The following is a 21,839-nucleotide window of genomic DNA, read 5'->3' on the forward strand; positions in this document are numbered from 1 at the left end:
CATGTCCACAACACGATTAACTTCCTCTTTACTCCAACCAAATTTTCAATTCTTTCGAAATATGCGCATCCGATGTGGAAGAACGTTAAATCGGTTCATCCGAACGATGCAGACGTTGTTTAGTCATCCAGAGGCATCCATTGCTGAAGCCAGTAAGAATGCAGCGGAAGCGAAAGCCATCTACCGTTTATTACAGAATCCGCAGTTGACCGAGGAAAACGTGCTGGAATCGTATCGGACAGAGACGCTACGTCAGATGAAACAAACGGAAGAGTCCGTGTTTTTGTGCGTCCAGGATACCACTGAAATTAAATACGGTAATCGAGAAAAAACGCCAGGACTTGGCGCCTACAATCGCAAGCAAACCAAAGGCTTGCTTGCGCATTCCGCATTGGTGCTTACCCCGTCCGGCCTCCCGCTTGGCCTCTTACATCAAAAAATTTGGGCACGGGATCTGGCGCTCAAAGCGGAACGGAAGGTCAGCCGCCCTTACGAACAGAAGGAAAGCTACAAGTGGACTGAGGCCGCAAAAGCCAGTGTGCTCGGCCTCCCAGCAGATATGAAGCTCATTCACATAGGGGACCGGGAAGCCGATTTCTTTGAATTTTTATACCACTTGCATGTTGATGAACAGTCCTATGTCGTAAGATCCATGCAAAATCGGATCACCGAAGCAGAAGGACTTTTCATGCAGGACGAAGTGCGTAAACAGCCTTCCTCCGGGCAGATTACCGTTTCCCTCCCGCGAGATACGCGAAGTAGTGAAGCCGCTCGGGATACGACGCTGGAGATTCGTTTTCTGACGGATACGGTACATGTACCGGCACACCTGAAACAAAAAGGGGCTGCGTATTCGCCTCTTCCCTGCACCCTGATTCATGCGTTGGAAACCACACCGCTGGAAGGCGAAACACCGATTGAATGGTTTCTGCTCACGAATCTTACCGTGGCTACGGTAGACGATGCTCGTGAAAAAGTGGCATGGTACGTCCAACGTTGGAAAATTGAGCGGTTCCATTACATTTTAAAAAGTGGTTGCGAGATCGAAAAATTACAGGAGCGTGACGGTGAACGATTGCGTAAACTCATCCTGTTCTATTCCATAATCGCTGTACAACTCCAACAGATGACCTATCTCGTTCGGCAAAAGCCTGACGCTCCATGTACTTCGTTCATGGGTGACGAGGAATGGAAGGTTCTTTACCGTGTGGCCAACAAAACGAAAACACTCCCGTCCAAACCACCTACCCTGCGAGAAAGTGTGATCGCACTCGCCAAACTCGGTGGCTTTTTTGGGACGCAAAAGTGATGGCGATCCAGGAGCGAAGGTTCTTTGGAGGGGCCTTCAGGCCTTCCGTACCATCTTGGATAACTATCTTTATTTACTGTAAATTATTCCCTTCGTTGTGGGTCAAGCTTAGATCTATACCTTGTTTCAGTTGATAGTCATAGTTCATGATGTATCTGTATTTTTGGGCATCCACTATTTTAATGGTTGTACATTAAGTACACGGCTGAAACACAGGGGGGGAGATTATCCTAGAGGGAATGCGTGCTGTTCATTCACGCATTCCCCTCTAGACAGGTTCGTTGTGTTTTTCGGGGAAACATGATTCTTTTTGCAGCCCAATGTGCTGAAGTTAGATGCTGATCGAGAAGAATCGCCATATGCTCAGATGCCTCCAACTAGTGAGTTCCGTATGTCTGTTCCATGCGTTCTTCCTCATTGGTAGACAACAGAACATTAAGCAACCCCATGGCATTATTGGCATCGCTCCTCGCCGTCTTGTACATCTCAGCAAACGCCGCTTCATCCTGCTCCGGGTCCATCGCAGCAAGCTTGCCCCACGACGTGCGGGCTTTGTCGTATAACGTACTCAACGTAATGTCACGCGGATGTTGTGCAACAGGCGCCATGGATTCAAATTTCGCTGTGACCCTGAAGAAATCCATCGAATCCTGGAACTGTGTACTGCTATAATCCTTATTTTTCATCGCATCTTCGGTAATCAGCAGACCTTCACGAGCGATAAACAGCGTTTTCACCATGGCACGTTCCAGATTGGTGGCTTCTTCCCAAGTTACATAAGATTCATCAGGTGCTTGTACCGTTGTGAAAAAAGGAAAGGCATCATCAATCAACCGCTGCGAATCGGAATGAATCGGCACCCCTGCATTCATGTCCACAACGGCATCACTATAGTTGGCCACATTAATATTTTTGGAACCTTCTTCACTAACCCGACGTACTGGATGATCATTCAGAGGGATACGGATATAACCAAGTTTATCCGCATACTGCTGCTTCAACTCTTCCAGTGTGGAGTCCTTTCCAATCTTGCCATCGTCGGCTGTAGAAGATTCTTCTGTGGTTGAACCTGTCTGCTCACTCCCATTCGAACCGGTTGCTGCGGTTTCTGTTACAGCAGCATTCGAGCTGCTTGTTTCTGATGAAGCAACTTCTGTACCGGAAGCAGAGTCCGGCGATGACGTCTCTTTCGCTCCACCACCACAAGCTGTCAGAATCGCTGCCAAACCAAGCATAACTGTGAACGTCTTTATCGTATAATTCCATTTCATCGTATAATCTTCCCCTTATCGTATGTATATTCCTGAGAACCATTAACCTCTGCTCCAAGACTTGAACACCTACTTACAAAAATATCCTTTCATATAACATGCTTGATTCACACAATTGGACATGGTCTACATTCTATCATAAGTTAAAAATCGGTTGTATACGACGATATACCTGTGTCTAAAGCCTTTTACTACTCGCACATTAACTCTCAGACCAACACAAAAACACTGCCGCCCGTATGGACAACAGTGTTCATGAAGCGTAATTATTTGATCCCTTTAGCCTTCTCCATATGCTCTGACCGAATCTGAGGATCGGTGGAATTGACCGAAGATAACAGAGCGTAGATCGCCTGTATATCCTTCTCTTGAAATACGGTTTCGGGAACCTCTGTCTCAAGTCGTTCTGTCTTGCGTTGAATCGTTTCCACCAATTCATGATCGTAGATGATCAGTTCATCCGAATTCACATACCTCACAGCAGGATCAACACTGATGCGGCAACGGTTGGTGAAGGTCACCATGGAGACAAGGCGTACTCTTTTGTAGTCTCCGAGGTGTGCATGGATGGCTTCCACATGTGCACGATGCTGCATGAGTGGATTGTACATTTTGACCCGGCTGCTACTGACCGACCAATTGGCCTCTCTTCTTCCGCCGCGAATCTCACCTGTGGTCAAATTTCGTGTTTCGATCACAAAGATTGCCCGAGGGCCGATCACAACATGATCAATCTGCGAATAACCGGAACGTGACTTCGGATTGGTAACGAGCAGGTCGTTCAGCACTTTATATTGACTTGGGAGACCAATCAGCTGATCTGCTGTACTAGGCTCCTCCGGCTGGCGTGTCCAATCCCCTTCCGCCTTTTTCTTGCGCTTACTACGGACCATACGCGGGGGAATGGTTGTCGTCGATGGTAACGCTGAAGCGGAGGCTGTAATCTGGTTCGCAAGCTCTGGTTGTGTCTTGAACAGAGACAGGATTTTCTTGAACATGGGCAAGCTCCGTTCTATTATAGTGTGGGTTACGGGTGACCATTACAGGAGGAATAACATCCTTTGACACATTCATTATGTAAACTTCTATTACTTATGTCGGATAAAGCGGGGTAAAAATAAAGGGAAAATGATCAAAATCTCTCCATTATGCAAAGTACATATGAACATTTAACCAATTTCGTGACTTTAGACGCATAAACAAACCGCAAAATTGAAAAAAACAGCGTAACCCTTTCCTGAATAGAAAAAGAATACGCTGCTGTTCTCTTGGATGTTAAGCCTGAAGATAATAGGTGTAGAGCACCTGTGTACCCTTCTCTTCCAGACCATTATTCGCTATTTCCTGATACAGGGATTCGGCCAGAGCCAGCCCAGGCGTTTTCATGCCCATCGCTTTTGCAGACTCCAGTGCAATTCCCATGTCTTTGATAAAATGTTTCACATAGAATCCAGGCTCATAATCGCCTGCGATCATGCGCGGACCGAGATTGCTGAGCGACCAGCTTCCGGCTGCACCGGTAGCTATGCTCTTCAGCACGGTCTCCGCGTCCAGACCAGACGTCTTGGCATAAGCGAGTGCTTCGCATACGCCCATCATGCCAGAGGCAATGGCAATCTGGTTGCACATTTTGGTATGCTGCCCGGCTCCTGCCTTGCCTTGCAGCACAATGTTGGTGCCCATCTGCTCAAACAGCGGACGCACGGCTCCAAAGGCCTCCGAACTACCACCAACCATAATGGACAGCTTCGCGTTCTGCGCTCCGATATCACCGCCCGATACAGGCGCGTCCAGTGCATGCAGTCCTTTGGCTTCCGCAGCTTCAAAGATCCGTGCAGCCAGTAGCGGACTGGAGGTCGTCATATCAATCAGGTACGAGCCTGGTTTCGCGTTCGTTACGAGACCATCTTCACCAAGATATATCTCCTCTACATCCTTCGGATAACCCACCATCGTAATGATGACATCACACTCGGCTGCCAGCTTGCCTGGTGTATCATGCCATACGGCACCTTCCTTCACCAGCGTCTCCGCCTTGGCAGCCGTACGCGTATAGACATGCAGCGGATAACCCGCCCGCTGGATATGTCCTGCCATGCTTTTGCCCATCACGCCTGTACCGATAAAGCCCACTTTCGTCTCCCCAGGTGCAATCTTCGTATTGGTCATCGTAAGTTTCCTCCTTATTTCTCTCTGATCTGATTCGATGAATGCTTGTCTCTTAGATAGGTATATCTGTATGTTAAAGCTTTCGCAATGAGACGTCTATCCTTTATCTCGAAAATTGAAGTGGTCAGACTTTTGGCATTGAACGTATTGAACGCATTGAACGCATTGAACAGGTTTCAACGGCCTGAAACGTGGAAGCAGCATGATTGAACTGTCCCCTGAATAACTAAAAACCGCCTGTATGGGCGGTCTTTGTGTTTAACCGAGTAGATCTCTTAGCCATTGAACCATCTCAAATTTACACGAATTGTGTAGAGGATTAAGTTAATTGTATCTGCTAATCCCCAACCGCAATCGCTTCAATCTCGATGAATATCTCCTCCTGGATGAGCTTCCGAACCTCAACTGCAGAACTCGCGGGCGGATTCACCATATTAATATACTGGTCTCGAATCTCCCGTACAGTTGCCATCTGACCAATATCTGTTAAGAAAAAGGTTAATTTCACCACATCAGCAAAGCTGACCTCGGCCGCCTCCAATGCAAAATGGATATTTTCGAAGACCTGCCTTGTTTGCGCAGCCAGATCCCCTGCGCCAACCAATTGGCCTTCTCTGTTCAAAGGAACCTGTCCAGATATATAGATGGTCCGAGCACTTCGCGATTCGACCACATGGGTATACCCGAAGGTCGGGGGCATGGTTTCCGGGTTTTTAAATTGGATTCGTTCATTGGCTGACATTGGCTTCGCTCCTTTCGAATTCTCTTGCACGCAGACGTCTTTGTTGAAGCTCATACAAGCCGCATGCCACCACAAGAGGCACAAGCAGCATCCCCATCAATAGATAGCTGCGCGATATACCGACCGACTTGGTCAGCGGTTCTGTGATCATTGGGGAAAAAAACTGTCCCATGAAGGAAAAGAGCGCCATCGTACCGATCGCACGCCCTTTGAGCACAGTCGGGACCACGGAAAGCAACCAGGCATTCAAGTTGGGCAAAACTGTACCAAGTCCTAAGCCGATCATCACAAGCGCGATAATCATGACATAGTACCCGGTCGCAAAAGACAACAGGACATAGGCTACAACAACAAGTGAGAGTGCAAGCATCGTGATCCGCTCAAACGATAGCCTTTTTCGGAGCCGATGATATTGTGAGGACACGATCCCCCAACTCAACCCTACCATAGCCAGTAGTCCTCCTGCTTTCATGCTGTTTCCATCCGAAAATGACTGTACGTAGAACGGAAGATACACTGGTACCATGAAGTACACGACCATATTTATAAACGCAATAATACATACAAACGCTGTTTGGGCTTTCGGCATCGCCGCCTTCATCACCATTTGTGAAACTTCATCGGTTTGAGATCGGTTCGTTTTTGTCTCCGTAATGAGCCAGATCGCAGTAGGCAGGATCAGGAGCGAAATGGTGTAGATCAAGAATGGCAAGCGCCAGTTGAAGTCTGCAAGCACACCACTCAGAGAAACAAATATCACGTTACCAAAAGCCATAAATAGCGACTGTCGACCCATGGAGGTAGCAAGTTTGGACTCATGTGCGTAGTCGCCGATGAGCGCGGTCGCACTCGTTGTGAGCGCCGCCACTGATATTCCCAAAATAAAGCGGCTAATCAGAATCAAAGATAATGATGTCAGGAAAAATCCTGAAATGCCCGAAATTCCGTACAAAAGTAACGCTGCAATTAATACCCTCTTTCGGCCCCAACGGTCGATTACGAATCCCGTTAGGGGACCGAAGATGCCCGCCGAAAGGGCGGGAATCGTCATGGATATCCGGACCAGAAAATCACCATTCGAAGTATCTCCGAAGTAGTTGGCCATCTGTGGTAGGCTTGGTGCGATTGCCGTTGTCCCGATGATCGTGATCATGCTGGCCAGCAGGAGGGTCAAATCACGTAGGGCAATCCGAAAACCCGTGATCTTTGTCTTCATCGGACGTTCGCAATAAAGCTCGTGATGAGCTCTGCAAGCTTCTCGGGCTCGTCGAACTGCACCGCATGCCCGGTCTCCAGCATTTCCATCTGGATGACCGGTGACTTCACCCGCTCTTGCACAAGTTGTTTCACAGCCTCGTTATCCACTAAGCGCTCCTTGTTGCCAAAGACTACTAACATCGGTAGTTTTTCGATCTCGGATAACGCGAGATGTGACCAATCCGCTAGTTCGGACCAGACCTTATACGTGCTTTCCGTGACCTTCCACAGACGAAGCTCGTCATTCGAGACAAATTCATGCCAATCCGCCCGATCCGTAAAATCAGTTGGCTGAAGCGGAACAGGCATGAACGCATGAGTCGGTTCCGGGTCCAAATCGAATGCCTTAACGACTTCGAACATGGCATGCTTAGTCAGTCTCAGAACGTCGCCGTAACGCTCCTGAAATGCAAAGCCCGGAGCGATCATAAGGAAGGATGAGAGAATACCTTCCTTTTCCAGAACCGATGCAACGATTGCAGCCACCTGTGCACCAAAGCACCAGCCTGCCAAATGAATGCGGGTATAGGAACTCTCAAACGAACGAATAAATGAAACCATATCCTCTATCTCCCGCTCTTTGGACGGGAGGTGACCTCGATTAACAGAGTTCAGGCCAGAACCACGGCGATCAACTGCAATGAATGAAATCTGCGATCTTGAGTTCACCCCTTCGCCTAGCGGTGCTTGCCACGCTGAATGGCTAATGCCACCGTGCAAAAGAATGATCACATCATCTCCTTTAGGTTGACCCCAAAGTCGGTAATGAGTCTTATAGCCATCCGACTGTATGTGCGACTGAATTACCGTTTCTTGAAATTGAATCATTTTGTCATCTCCTCTTCGATCATCAATGATTGGGGGTTTTCCTGGATGCTAAATTCAACCCGAGCCTCGGCATCTTCGATCATTCGAGTATAGACAGCTTCATATGTCTGGCCGATGATCTCCAAATACCGCTTCGATAATTTCCGACCGTCCGCGTTCAGCGTCAGGACGAGCCTGTTATCCAGATCATGGCCCATGTTGGCCAGCAGAAGGAAATCGGTATGCTCAAACCACTGGACGCCCAGCAATGCAGGATCGGAGTAATGCTTGAAATGCGTGTAGTTGAATATTGTCTCAAACAACCGCTCTTGCCCCAGGTCCTCTTGGATGCTTGAGAGAGGATAGCGTCTATACGGAAGGCATCGGCGTTCCGTCTCGAACGTCTCCCGGATGAAATTTCTCCATGTTTGGGAGTTAATCTCTTGCCGGAACGGCAAAAAGTTTAGAAACATCCCCAGAACATTTTCTCCTTCTTCTTCTTCCAGTCTGCCGTTTGCAAACACACCTGTCAGCACATCCTTCTCTCCACACCATTGACTCATGACCGCCAGATGTCCGGCAAGCAGCACATGCTTTATTGGAACACCCAAATGCTTTGCCAAATGGTGAAGACTCTCTTGCACCTTGGAATCAAAACACACCTGAGCCTCGCTCCATCTCTCCCCCTGTTCGTCGTATTGAGGCTGAAACAACGAATTGTAGCGGAAATCGCCCAACTCCTTCGACCAGAATGCCCTCAATTCCTCTGAGGTCTGGCTCTCTTGTTCGATCTTTACATAGTCCCGATATTTCAGTGTCGGAAGCTCAGACCGTTGTCCTTGACTGAATGAAATCGCCTCACGGTATATCTTGATCAGTAGCTCAATGAACAACGACAGGCTCCAGCCGTCAATTACAGCGTGATGGAAACTCAGCGTCAACTTGAAATCTTCCAAACCGCAGCGGTGTGCGTAAAATCTAAATCCCGTCTTGGAAAGGTCAAACCTTTTCCCTTTTTCCATCTCAAACCATGTACGAAAGGATTCAGCTTGCTCTTCTTCAGACAAGAAACTGAGGTCCGCAACTTCAAGCTGGGGCTGAACCGAAGCGTATACCAATTGCATCGGGACGGAGTAGCCCTCGAATGCAAAAGAAGTACGGAATGTATCGTGTTCCAGCAGGAGCTTCTCCAGGCAATCCCGAAGCACCGATTCATGAAAAGGAAGGTCTAAATGATACGCAAAGACATCGTGATAGACGGATTGTTCAAGGTCAATCTGATTTTTGTTAATCATGTACAATTGCATAGCAGTAACCGGGTATGCATCTACCACATCAGGAGGGAACACGTTATCCTTATCCTTCATAGGTACCAGCTCAAACGGAGTCATTCGAGCGCTCTGCTTCTCAGACCCATGCATGAATTCGCTGTGTTTAGCCAGTTGCTGAATGGTTGTTTTTTCAAAGATATCCTGAAGGCTCAGCCTGATGCCCATCCGTTTGACCTTGGCAACCACACGGATCGCGATGATCGAATCCATTCCGAGCCTCATAAAGTCATCATCCATGGAGATGTCATCCATGCCCAGTGCCGTTGACACAATTTCAGCGATCTTCTCTTCAAGGATGGTCCGCGGTGCGATGTGGGTCTTGAGCCCTTTCATCAACTCGGCAGCATCGTCTTGCTTGTCACTGACTCTTTCTCTGCGACCAGCCACTTCAGCCAGACCGGAAACTTCTTGATCAGACATCGCATCAGTAGCAACTTCGAGGAACAGTCCCAAGTATTGACGGACGAGTTCGTGATCCACATGGGCAACATCGTAGTTGACCGTTAAGCGTAGTTGACCCGAGAAATGATCTTGATGCGCGTGCACGACGACAGGAATATTAGTCTGCTCAAAGTAACGAGCATTCGAGATTTTAACAGAGCTGTCTTCCTTCTCTTCATATACGTGAAAATCCGTATAGTTGAATGCGACGTCAAACAACTCTTTATGCCCGCTCCGTTTCAGAATTTCAGCAAGCGGGTATCGACGATATTGCATCGTCTCCTGCTCCAATTCAAACACTCGCTGAAAGATTGACGGCCAAGTATCAGGCGACAACTCTGTCATCAGCGGGATCGTATTGAGGAAGAGTCCTGCTGCCTCTTCTGCTCCCTGCATTTCGGGACGGCCGTTCACCACAAGACCCGTCACAACATGGCGATCTCCGACCAAGCGACTCAGGACATGGAGATGTACGGCAAGGAGTATGCTCTTGATCGGCAGGTTGAGTTCACGAGCAACATTCCGGAACTCCGATCTCTGATGTTCGGGGATCACCAACTCAAGCGATGCGACGGCACCGGGTTTTCGATTCACATGTTGTTCTGATTTAATAAAAATCATTGACGACGATCCACCCGAGACGTTCGACATCCAGAAGCTCCTATGCGCCGGATCACTCAAGGACTGTTGATCAAGGACAACATAATTGCTGTATAGCAGTTGTTCCTTCTTCAACGCAATACCTGCTCTCTCCACCCCTTTCAAGAGCTCCGCATAAGCATTACAGAAATCGCTGAGGATCAAGGCCACACTCCACCCATCCAGAATCGCATGGTGGAAAGACAGGCCAAGATTGAAGAACCGATCCGACCGGATGTGAATCTTGATCCGGTAGAGTGGTGCCTGGGTAAAATCAAATCCCCGTTTCTTCTCGTCTTCCATCCAACGGTGGATGGCTTCATCCTGATCAGACTCAGCCAGACTACGGATGTCTGCCATTTCAACCGGCGGCTCCACTTCGGAGTGGATAAGTTGAAGTGGCACAATGAATGTATCGAGATCAAAAGCCGACCGTAACTGCGGACGGTTAATTGCAACTGCTCGGAGCGCCTCCAAAACCAATTCACTATGTATCGGCGCTTCGATGTCATAGGCAAAGATGTCGTGATAAACCGGTGATTCTTCATGAAGCATCGAATGATAGATCATCCCTGACTGAAGCGTTGCGAGCGGCCACGCATCTTCGATCTCAGTACCAAGCTGTTCTCGGCAGGCTTGGTCCACGAGTTGGAAGGGGTTAATAACCTCTTCCACCCTTTGCTCTGCCGTTGTCAGCTTTTTCGCAAGCTGATAAATGGTCGGATTTGCAAAAATCTCATGGATTTCCACCTGATATCCTAATTCCCGCAATTTCGCAGCCACTCGTATGCTCAGAATCGAATCTCCCCCCAGACGAAAGAAGTTCGTTTTAATGCCGATCTGTTCTTGGCCCAGCACATCTTGCCAGATCTGAAGCAACAAACGTTCCTGCCCTGAGGAAGGCTGGATGATTACCTCGGTCAGATCAAGATCTGCGAACGGATCTGGAAGCACCTTCCGATCCAGTTTCCCGTTCGCCGTTGTTACCAGTTGAGGAACTTGGACGAAGACCCGCGGCACCATAAACTCTGGTAGTTGATCGGCGACCCACTCCTTGCCCTTTTGTGAGTCAAATTCGTTGGCTACCACGTACGCGCACAGCATCTTTGTACCATTTGCTTCATGTACCACAACAGCCGCGTCTCTCACGCCGGGGATGAGACGCACAACAGCCTCGATCTCACCAAGTTCGATACGGAACCCTCTCAGCTTGACTTGGTTATCGATACGGGTCAGATACTGAATCTGACCGTCTGGAAGATAACAAGCCAAATCACCCGTCTTGTAGAGTCTCGCTCCAGATTCTGCCGAGAACGGGTCAGGAACGAACGCTTTCTCCGTCAGTTCATCCCGATTGTGGTATCCTTTTGCCAAGGCGACCCCTCCGATGTACAGTTCACCTGGGGCTTTAATAGGCTGAATCTGCATATACGGGTCCAACACATAGAGCCGAACGTTATGGATTGGCTTACCGATTGGTACTACATTCCCAGGATAATCGAGGGTACAGGACCAATTAGATACATCGATGGCTGCTTCGGTAGGACCATAAAGGTTGTGCAGTTCGCAAGTCAGCGTCTCAAAGAACTTCTTGACCGCCGTATACGGCAACGCCTCCCCACTGCAGAAGACAAGGCGAAGTGAGCCGCAATGATCTGCCAGATTGTCTTCTTCAAGGAAGACATTCAGCATAGACGGAACAAAGTGCATGACGCTAACCCGCTTCTCTTGGATGATTTGTTTGAGATAATCCGGATCGCGATGCCCACCTGGTTCCGCCATCACAATACGTGCCCCAAACATCAGCGGCCAGAAGAACTCCCAGATAGATACGTCAAAACTGAATGGCGTCTTTTGCAAAATGTGATCTTTGTCTGTCAACTGGTATTCACTCTGCATCCAATATAGCCTGTTAAACAGTGCCTCGTGCCGGTTGACGACACCTTTCGGACGGCCCGTTGATCCCGATGTGTAGATCATGTAGCAGGATGAATCTGGACTCAAATGACGCTCCATATTAGACTCGTCGAAACTGGATAACTCCAGTTCAGCCAACACGACGGCCTCCGTATCGAATTCCGCCAACGCCTCCAGGTGCTGCTCTTGTGTGAAAATGAGCGGAACACCAGCGTCTTGGATCATATACCGAATTCGATCGGCAGGATACTCCGAATCAATCGGAACATACGCGAGGCCCGCCTTCATAATTGAAACCAGGGCGACGACCATCTCAATAGATCGATCCATATAAACGCCGATAAACTCCCCTTTTGCTCCCTGATTGCTTAGAAGGAATCGGGCCACCCGATTGGTCAGACCGTTCAACTCACTATATGTTAACAAGCGGTCCTTGAACTCGACTGCAATCGCCTGGGGCGTCTGTTCCGCTTGCGCCTCGATCATGTCGATGACACTGGTTCTCGGGTACTCAACCTGAGTATCGTTCCACACATCGAGGATCAGATGTTTCTCTTCATCTGGGATGATTGACACTTGAGAAACCTTTCCATCCAGGTCTATAGCCAATTGGCCCAGCAAATGTGAATAATGATTCATCATCCGTTCTATCGAGTTGGCATCGAAAAGATCTGTATTGTACTCGACCTCAAACTCGAAATCCGCCCCCACATCACTGACATAGAGAAGCAGGTCAAATTTAGACCCCGTGCGCTTGCATGAAACTGGTGAGCAGACGATTCCGTCACCGAGTTTTAACGCTGGCTTCTTCCCTAGTGATGTCATCATCGTCTGAAACACAGGATTGTAGCTCGGGTCCCGCTCCATGTTGAGACTTTCCAGCACCTTCGGATAAGGCGCATCTTGGTGCTGCAGCATCTCAAGCGACCGATCAGATACTTGCATAACCAGATCCCGGAACGTCATATCCCCGTCCAACGACAAAGCGATAGCAGCAGTATTGACGAAACAGCCCACCGTGCCGAAGTGATCGTAATCATCACGGTTGAGAACAGTTGTTCCGATGGTAATCGCATTTTGGCTGCTGTACCGATTAATTAGAATGGCATATGCAGACAACATGACTGCAAACTCAGTCGTGCCTGCTGCTTGAGATGTCTTGTCGATCAGAGCCGAAACTTTATTTTTAGAAAGCTTGACTGTATACGTCGAGCCTCGAAACGTTTGCTGAGCAGGGCGAATTCGATCCACCGGGAGATTAAGCAAATCTGTTCTACCCTGCAATACATTCTTCCAGTATTCGACTTTCTCTTGGAACATCCCTTGCTCATAATCCTGACGCAGTTGGGATACATAATCTTGATAAGAGGCTACTGGTTGCTGAGCAGCAAGCTCACCAGAACGGCACAGGGCGATGTAGTTCTGACCAATCTCTCCTAAAATAACGCCCATACTCCAACCGTCTATTACGATATGGTGTGCTGTGATGCCGAGGACATATTCGTCTTTAGTTATCCTTACAATAATTGCTCGAATTAACGGACCGATTGCGAGATCGAACGGCCGACTATATGTATCGGTTATCCTCCTCTCTGCCTGCTCCCGAGCCTTTTCGGCACTCAGGTGTTGCAGATCGACAACTTCCACAAACTCGGGCATGTTATCGTGAACAATAGCACTCAGTCCATCTACCGTCTCCACAAATGTCGTGCGCAGAGATTCATGACGTTCGACCAAACGATGGAAACACCGAACCAATAATTGTACTTCAAGATGACCCTTTAACTGGAATACAAGCGGCTCATTGTAAGCCGGGCCGCTTTCTCTGCACATGCGTTCAAGCAACCAAAGAGTCTCTTGTGTATAGGAAACCTTCATCAATTCGATCCTCCAATCGGTAATTCGAAGCTCTTCTGTTGATCTCTTGCATTCGTCCGTGTCTCAACAGCTGCTGCAATGTCCTCAATACGCCGCAGCTTAAACATATCCGTTGGTGTCAAGTATATTCCCTCACGTTTGCACAGCGCCAAGATCTTCAGGGCCGCAAGGGAATCACCACCCAGCTCAAAGAAGTCGTGTTGGATACCTACTTCCGGGAGATCCAGTACATCGGACCATATGCCCGCCATCAACTCCTCAGTCAAGTTTCGCGGTGCAACGTAATCCGTCTCTTCTCCTTGGGCCAAAAGACTCGGCTGCGGATACTGGCGGCGGTCCACTTTACCGTTTGGCATCAGCGGCAGCGCATTAAGATAAACATAGAAGGATGGCACCATATATTCCGGCAACTGTCCGTTCAGGAACAGACGCAGTTCCTGAACCTGAGGATGCTCCCCTTTGCAGACGACATAGGCAACGAGCAACGGATGACCTGGCTTGTCTTCACGCAAAAGGACAACAGCTTGTTGTATAGCTTCATGACGCTGAAGCACCGATTCGATCTCTCCCAATTCGATGCGCAACCCATGAAGTTTGACTTGATCATCCATACGGCCCAAAAATTCAAGAGCACCCCCCGGTAGCATGCGAACAAGGTCACCCGATTTGTAGAACCGTTCCCCTTCTGCAAATGGATGAACAAGGAATCGCTCCGATGTCAGCTCGGGACGATGGAGATAACCCATCGCAAGACCTGCACCCCCGATATATAATTCACCCGCAACTCCCTGCGGAACCGGCTGTAAGTACTCATCCAGCACATAGACCTGCACATTGGCGATTGGACGTCCAATCGGTACAACATGCCCGCTGCCCCCTGGGTCTGCCACCCAATAGGTTGAATCAATGCAGCACTCTGTCGGGCCATAGAGATTGATCAGATCTACATTCGGCAAGATTGTGTACAGACGTTCTTGTAATTGGCGCGTCAACTGCTCTCCCCCGACAAACACGCGTGACAATGTCGTGCAATGAGCAAAGCCTTCCTGCTCTATAAGCATGTTCAACATCGTGGGCACCACCTGCAAGATGGACACGCAATGCTCCTGCATTTCCTGTACAAGAGTTGCCGGGTCCAGATGCGTTCCCGGCTTGGGGAACACCAGTTGAGCACCTGCAAGCAACGGAGCGTAAAACTCCCACACGGAGGCATCGAAGGAAAATGCCGTTTTTTGCAGTACACGATCTGACGCACCCAGCGGAAATTCGGCTTGCATCCAGTGCATGTGATTGCAGATGGCCGCATGCCCCATCACAATGCCCTTTGCCTGACCTGTAGAGCCTGATGTGTAGATGACGTAAGCGGGTTGTTCCCCAGTTATCTGCAAATTGAGGTTATCCCATGTCTCCTTTACCAAGTTGGCCCTATCCTTATTATCAAGCAGAATTACCTCCACTGATTGACCTACAAAACGATCGGCCAAGTCTTGCTGTGTCAACAATACCTCTGTTCGTGAATCCTGCAACATATACGTAATACGATCCATTGGATAAGCAGTATCGATCGGCAAATACGCCCCTCCCGCTTTGAGTACGGCAAGCATCCCGATAATCATATCCATGGAGCGTTCGCAAGCGATCCCTACGACACTGCCAGAGGCAATGCCATTCGTTCGCAGATCATACGCCAAACAGTTCGCCCTGTTATTCAACTGTTCATAGGTGAGGGACCACTCTCCAGACAGGACCGCGATGTGATCGGGATTTTTCACCACTTGAGCTTCAAAGAGTTCGTGCAAAGCCTGATGATGCGGGAATTGTACACTCGTTTCATTCCAACCCACCAGCAACTGCTCCTGTTCCTCCTGACTGACAAGCTTGACACAGGCTATGGGTGACTCAGGTTTCTTCAACACTTGTGCGAGCAATCGTTGGAAGTACCCGCTCAGACGCTCCACATCGCTATCAGACAAAATATTCGCATCGTAGTGGAATTCTATTGTGAACCTGCCATCCGCTAGCTTAATTCCGGACAGGCGTAAGTCGAACAGATCAGAGCAGACTGATTGCCGCAAAACGGTCAACATCCACTCACCGGTTGTGTGCGTTTTCTGCAGGTCTGAAAAGTCATATCCAAAGGGCAGATAGGACACATCAGAACCTGCTTTCAACCCTTCCCAAGAAAAGCTGCCTTGCCACTCACGGCTCTCTTCGGCAGACATGTTCACCATCCCCAGCACAGAACGAAAAGAATCCCCCCGGTCAAATCGGCCTTCCAGTGGCACATATATTGCCGGAGAGCCGGTCATTTCCTCGTCACTTCGCTCGTCATACGCGACACCAACCACTACAGACTCTCCCGTCAAAAGAGCCAGCAGCGATTGCCAAGCAGCCATAAGAACAATAGATTCTTCTGTCCCTTCCAGCATGGCCAGTTTAGTCATTTCATCCACTGTTTCCGAAGGCACCTCCCAAATCAACGTGCGCGCTGAAAAGGGATTACCGTCCCGTGCCAAGTTCGCAAAGGGCAAATGAGTCTCAAAGGCCGAAATAAAATCCCTGGTAGCCCAGAAATTTCGCCCCTCCCTGGACGCCTCCATTTCAAATGATTCGTCATTTCTATCGCTTAACATAACCTTGGGAAAAAGCTCTTCCCCAGTTCCAGTCACAGCATGGCCTGTATGCTTATCGTACGTCCAGGCCAACTCTTTAAAGAACGGCTGAAGAGCATTTTCAATCAGCATCGTTGGTATAGCGATCATCAACACATGCTTGTCCGATGAGAGCTTGACCAATTCTGCTTGGAGCCATAGTCTTTTTCCCTGCTTAAAAGCTTTTTCGGAGAATTGGGTAAACAAATGATCCAGATATAACCGCTGTTCATCGGCAGAATGAAACTGCCAACCCGACTCTCTTTCCCCCCACTCAAAATAAATACTCCCCTCTGTTACTTGTACTGGACGCGTTGAATATGGGGATGACTGGAACGTGCTTTTTAAGGCATCATGCCGGGCCACCATTTCATGTAACGTTGCTTGAAGCACCATAGGATCCACATCCCCATTCAGCAACATCATCGCTCGTGTGAGAAACGCTTCGTGTTGGCCAGACTGCCACAATTTCCATATTCTTTCTTGTTGTGGAGAAAGCCGATACTTTTCAATCTTCTTCAACATCCTTACCTTCCTCCATTCCTCAGCAGGTATCGAAACCCGATGAGTATCCTTGTTCCAATCTCTGAATCACTTCAAAAATTCATCCAGCTCATTTTTTTTACAAATAAATACATAAAATTATTACTATTTTTATACATTTATGTTTGATAATTACTTTAACACACTCACATTGTCGAAGTAAGGAAATTTTTGTCACTATATCTCTGTTTACTGTCCTTTTTTTCTTTTAATTCTCCAAAAAACACTTTTTAGATCTTGCAACCACCTTGGAGCCTAGTCATCGCTTATATAGAAAAGAAGAAAAACAGGAATCAAAAAACCATATCCTGCACACTCTAACGGAAACTACCTTGAGCGGAAGGTGAACTGCCATGAGCCAGGAAAAAGGTCAAATCACCATTTGGTTATCCTTTTCCATCATTTTATTAAGCGCCGGGCTTGTCTGCCACGTGTTGTCCATTCCGGCCATTCTTGAAGTGGCGGGTCGGGACGGATGGTTATCTGTCATGGCCGCTGCCCCGTTATTCATGTTCTTTCTATGTATGATGTTCATCATTATCCGGCGTGTGCGTGGACAGCGTTTAACCGATTGGATTACCCGAGAGTTTGGCATCATTCCCTCGTGGATTTTCCGAATTACGGCCTCCATTTTGCTGCTTTCCCTAGGCACACATACATTATATGAAACAACAAACTGGACCGTATCCACCTATCTGCCATTTACGCCTACCTATGTATTGGCTGGAGGTGGCGCGCTGGTCGCAGCATGGTCCGCAGCCAAGGGTATTCGCTCTATTGCCATGACTTCAAGTATTCTGCTACCACTCGTTATTCTGCTCGGATACTTCGTCATGTCGGCCAATATGAAATATAAGGATTACAGCCAGTTGTTCCCCATGCTGGAATACGGTATGGGTCCGGTTATACGAGGCATGATTTATTCGCTCGCCGGACTAATGGAGATCTGGATTCTCATGTTGTTCCAGCATGAGATTAAAAGCAAGCTTCGCTGGTGGCATATCCTGTTACTCGGTATTTTCATGGTCAGCATGGCGATCGGGCCTACGATGGGGGCCATTGTGGAATTTGGCCCGGAAGAAGCAGCCAAACAGCGCAACAGTCCTTATGAACAATGGAAGCTTGTGAACATCGGCAAGCTGTTACAGCACGTGGATTTCCTCTCCATCTATCAATGGCTTAGCGGTTCCTTCGCTCGCGTGGCCATTTCGATGTATCTCATCGTGGACCTGCTGGATATCCGCAGACCGAAGAAGCGTTATATCGCTATCCTCTGTGTGACCTTAATCATGTGCATTTTTGCTATCCAGTGGTGGCGTATTGATTATGTGGATTATTATGTGAATCATATTCAATTTCCCGTCATGCTGGCTTATGTGGCGATCATAACTGTCCTGTTAACACTAGCCGCTCTCATTCACAAAAAGGATAAGGAGGCATCTGCTCATGGCAAACCCGCCCCAAACGACAGCAACTCATCCTGAATCAATTGAGCCGTTCCGTATAAATGAACACCATTTGAATACCTTTTTTGCCGGGTCCGATGATGTCATTATCGATAGCCATATACTTGGCGATTCCCAGATAAAGCTGATTGTAACCTATTGCAGTGGCATGGTTGACACTCAGGCCATCTATGACATTATCCTGCCGGAATTGAAGAGAACCTACGAAATCACCCATTTTGTCCGCATTTCTGACATTGAAAAAAACATCAACCTTCAGTGGGATATTGTTGACCTTCAGGACCCTGCATACGGAACCGAACTGATGCCCCTTCGTGTATTCGAGGGGCATATGCTAATCTGTCTTCCCTCGCTTCAGGCGATGTGGAGTATCGATATTTCCAACATTCCTACACGCACACCGGAGGAATCTACTACGGAAGTGTCCATCCGTGGAGCAAGAGACGGTTTCATTGAACCACTTGCGGTCAATATCGCTTTGATTCGCACGCGACTCCGAACCGCCCAACTGGCTTGTAATATCGAACTGATTGGCTCACGTTCGGCCACCAAGGTGGCACTGATGTATATCAAGAACATTGCCAACACGGACTTGATTGACGATGTGAAGCATCGCCTGCGCACCATCCAGACAGAGCGCATCATGACGGCGAATGAACTTGAAGAAATGTTATCCCCTGCCAAAGTCACCTTGTTTCCGTTAACAGACTACACCGGGAGACCTGACTTCGCAGCCGAATGCTTGCTTAATGGTCGCTTCATTCTGATTGTAGACGGTAATCCAAGTGTGATTATCGGACCGGTTAATCTGTTTCTGTTACTCAAATCACCCGAAGATGCCAGCTTTCCTTTTCTACCTGTGAATGTTGGTCGCGTGCTGAGGTATATCGGTCTGTTCATTACTATTTTCATGCCCGGATTCTATATTGCACTTACTTCCTTCCATATGGACCAGATTCCGTTTCCATTGTTGGCAACGATATCTGTTGGACGAATGGGATTGCCGATGGAATCTGGCGTGGAAATGTTTCTCATCATGCTTCTAATGGAACTGTTCAGGGAAGCCGGGGTTCGTTTGCCAAGTGCGATCGGTCAGACCTTGACGGTGGTCGGCGGTCTGATTATCGGAGACTCGGCCATCCGGGCCGGCATGGTCTCACCGCTGATGATTGTGGTCATTGCCGTAACTGTGGTTGCCGGGGCTACCATCGTTAACCAGGTCATGACGAGTTCCATCCTGATCCTTCGTTTCTTTTGTTTTGTCTTGGGAGCAACGCTTGGCATCTACGGGTTCATTCTGTCAATGATCCTCTTTCTCATCTACCTGACCGATCTCAAATCGTTCGGCATCCCGTACCTGACCCCAATAACTCCGCTGCATTTCAAGCAGGCTATCGCCACCTTATTCAAAATGCCTACGGGTATAGGCAAACGTCGGCCTGTCCAACTTGAGACGCAGGAACCACGCAAGGAAGGTGACGGACGGTGAACGCTTTATTGCGCCGCTGTTTGCTGGGATGGCTAAGTCTGACGTTATGCGTTATGACAACCGGCTGCTGGAGTTCGTACGAGATTCAGCAAGTAGACTATGCCAAGGCGATCGGGGTTGATTTTAAAGACGGTATGTATCATATTTATGTGCAGACATTGGATTTTGCAAGTATTGCGAAAAGTGAAAGTTCAAGCAAAAATGAGGAGGCCCCACCGATCTGGGTCGGTCATGCGGAAGGAAAAACAATGAGTCTGGCATTGAACGAATTGTGGCGGGCCTCGCAATTACACATTGCCTGGGGGCATGTGACGGCGATTGTGCTTGCTGAAAGTGTCCTGAACAACAAACACATCAAGGACGTGTTCGACATGCTGGGGCGTTTCCCGGAGGCACGTTATACAACTTGGGTATATGGCACACGTGACTCTTTGTTGGATATTCTGAGTACAGCGTCCATCTATAACCTGTCACCGCTGGACAGCGTTCTTCATAATCCTTTGCCCAGCTACATGGAGAATTCCCTTTTTGCCCCCGTGCTCAGTTTTGAATTGATTTCCGCACATAATGATCAGGCAACTACAACGTATCTGCCGGCCATAGCGCTCAATAAAGATTTGTGGCTTCAGAACAAAAAAAAACATGAATTGTTCCTTATTGAGGGAGCCTTTTTTGAAAGGTCTGGAAAGAAATTCGAATTTTTGCCCCGGAGCGAGCTGCCCGGCTATCACTGGTTAATTAATAACATGCGCCGTGCACCATTGTTGATTCAAAAGGACAATGTGATCTATGGAGCCCTCAGTGTGGGCTTGCCGACCATCAAGATTAAACCCGTCATTCGTGGAGATAACGTAACGTTCCGTATTGACGCCAAATATTTAACCGCATTGTATGAATATCTGATTCCTATGTCATACGATGAAATGACGCGGGTTAGTGAAGCAAGGCTGAAGGAGCAGATCATGCAAACGTACCGTAACGGTCTGGAGCGTGGTGTCGACGTGTACGGTCTGCAAGAGAAATTGTATCGTAAAGACCCGAAGCTGTGGCACAAGTTATCCGGTAACGGGGAGAAATTAATTCTAACCGAGGATTCAATCGAGGAACTCAACATTCACCTTATCGTCCCATATACGGGGAAATATAAGAGGAAAGTGTAGCTGCAGCCATCCCGCTGGCCGTGAGAAAACGGACTTGGGGATGGCTTTTTTGATGTAGAGACATTTTAAAAACTCGGAGATGGCTTCGAACTCAAGCAAGCACGGGAAACGGAGCCGCAAAAGACATGCCTATTCCAAAAACGGCCATAGGCCAAATCAATAAAGTAAGCCCATATAAAGTTAAAACTAGAACCAGGTAGTAGTATAACTTCTCATTCTTTCTCTTGCTCATATGTCCTCCCAAGGCTGCTTATCAACTATTTTCCATTGTTCATGTAATAATCCATCACACGAATACGCGTGGTCAAGATCAAAATTTGCGGCAGCAAGACCACCACGACAAAAACAAGTACAATTAACCACAGATGTGCGGCAAAATTCTCTGCACCAAACGATGGCTTGGGCCGCTCAATGAAGTACCACCAGCACGGGATAGCAACAAACCATGTCAGTCCTGTCGAGATGAACATGTCTTTTACATCGCTCCATAGAAAGCAGAACAGCGCGACGAACAAGATTGGAACTGTCCAGGAATCTAATCGCGCTCCCTAGCTTTGGAAAACAAAGATAATGGCAGGATACATGAGATTGATGATCCAGCGCCAAATCGGATTGTTGTAGATAAACATAATACCTCCTAGGTTTGCAAGTAAACGCGATTAACTAAGAGGACTAGGCTTTTCGTCGATCTTCACGGTCTGCCTCTTCCATCTTTCTTATATATTGTTTTAATTGTTCTTTGTGCGCTCTATTAAGCATGATTTTGGAT

At 48.1% G+C, this 21,839-nt stretch carries 13 protein-coding genes; 4 read left to right on the plus strand and 9 right to left on the minus strand.

What is annotated here, in order from left to right:
* A partial coding sequence (locus D829_RS0118405; RefSeq protein ID WP_036661412.1) for an IS4 family transposase occupies positions 1-1,309 on the plus strand: 1,309 nt, incomplete at its 5' end.
* Positions 1,310-1,686: 377 nt separating this feature from the next.
* On the opposite strand, the gene D829_RS0118410 is transcribed toward D829_RS0118405, so the two are convergent.
* From D829_RS0118410 to D829_RS0118445, 8 genes are all read right to left on the minus strand, one after another.
* Positions 1,687-2,580: a hypothetical protein gene (locus D829_RS0118410; protein WP_017690393.1), complete on the minus strand. Its 894-nt coding sequence runs from the start codon at positions 2,578-2,580 to the stop codon at positions 1,687-1,689.
* Between the two features lie 266 nt (positions 2,581-2,846).
* The gene (locus D829_RS31440) at positions 2,847-3,578 is read right to left on the minus strand and encodes a nuclease-related domain-containing protein (protein WP_017690394.1); all 732 of its coding nucleotides are present in this window, start codon (positions 3,576-3,578) and stop codon (positions 2,847-2,849) included.
* A 277-nt stretch (positions 3,579-3,855) separates the two neighbouring features.
* Entirely contained in the window at positions 3,856-4,749 is an 894-nt protein-coding gene (locus D829_RS0118420; RefSeq protein ID WP_017690395.1) for an NAD(P)-dependent oxidoreductase, read from the minus strand.
* 337 nt (positions 4,750-5,086) lie between these two features.
* Complete coding sequence (locus D829_RS0118425; protein ID WP_017690396.1) at positions 5,087-5,491, minus strand: RidA family protein; 405 nt, start codon at positions 5,489-5,491, stop codon at positions 5,087-5,089.
* The gene (locus tag D829_RS31445) at positions 5,478-6,707 is read right to left on the minus strand and encodes an MFS transporter (RefSeq protein ID WP_017690397.1); all 1,230 of its coding nucleotides are present in this window, start codon (positions 6,705-6,707) and stop codon (positions 5,478-5,480) included. The genes D829_RS0118425 and D829_RS31445 overlap by 14 nt, the downstream gene beginning before the upstream one ends.
* Positions 6,704-7,576: an alpha/beta hydrolase gene (locus D829_RS0118435; protein WP_017690398.1), complete on the minus strand. Its 873-nt coding sequence runs from the start codon at positions 7,574-7,576 to the stop codon at positions 6,704-6,706. The genes D829_RS31445 and D829_RS0118435 overlap by 4 nt, the downstream gene beginning before the upstream one ends.
* Positions 7,573-13,761, minus strand: coding sequence for a non-ribosomal peptide synthetase (locus D829_RS31450; protein WP_017690399.1), 6,189 nt, complete (start codon positions 13,759-13,761; stop codon positions 7,573-7,575). Before D829_RS31450 ends, D829_RS0118435 begins: the two co-directional genes overlap by 4 nt.
* Positions 13,761-16,937 (minus strand): non-ribosomal peptide synthetase, encoded by a 3,177-nt coding sequence (locus tag D829_RS0118445; RefSeq protein WP_017690400.1) that lies wholly within the window; start codon positions 16,935-16,937, stop codon positions 13,761-13,763. The genes D829_RS31450 and D829_RS0118445 overlap by 1 nt, the downstream gene beginning before the upstream one ends.
* Positions 16,938-17,308: 371 nt before the next feature.
* On the opposite strand from D829_RS0118445, the gene D829_RS31455 reads away from it, so the two are divergent.
* Genes D829_RS31455 through D829_RS0118460 form a run of 3 tightly spaced genes read left to right on the plus strand, consistent with a single transcriptional unit; the run spans position 17,309 to position 21,070 of the window.
* Positions 17,309-18,439 carry an endospore germination permease gene (locus D829_RS31455; RefSeq protein ID WP_017690401.1) on the plus strand — a complete coding sequence of 377 codons (1,131 nt, stop codon included), beginning with the start codon at positions 17,309-17,311 and terminating at the stop codon, positions 18,437-18,439.
* Positions 18,402-19,910 carry a spore germination protein gene (locus tag D829_RS0118455; protein WP_017690402.1) on the plus strand — a complete coding sequence of 503 codons (1,509 nt, stop codon included), beginning with the start codon at positions 18,402-18,404 and terminating at the stop codon, positions 19,908-19,910. The genes D829_RS31455 and D829_RS0118455 overlap by 38 nt, the downstream gene beginning before the upstream one ends.
* Entirely contained in the window at positions 19,907-21,070 is a 1,164-nt protein-coding gene (locus D829_RS0118460) for a Ger(x)C family spore germination protein (protein ID WP_017690403.1), read from the plus strand. The genes D829_RS0118455 and D829_RS0118460 overlap by 4 nt, the downstream gene beginning before the upstream one ends.
* A 257-nt stretch (positions 21,071-21,327) precedes the next feature.
* Here the strand turns inward: D829_RS0118460 and D829_RS0118470 are convergent, their stop codons facing one another.
* Positions 21,328-21,540: a hypothetical protein gene (locus D829_RS0118470; RefSeq protein WP_017690405.1), complete on the minus strand. Its 213-nt coding sequence runs from the start codon at positions 21,538-21,540 to the stop codon at positions 21,328-21,330.
* Positions 21,541-21,839: the final 299 nt, after the last annotated feature.

This window comes from Paenibacillus sp. PAMC 26794 (assembly GCF_000316035.1).
In the GTDB taxonomy this organism is placed as follows: Bacteria; Bacillota; Bacilli; order Paenibacillales; family Paenibacillaceae; genus Paenibacillus.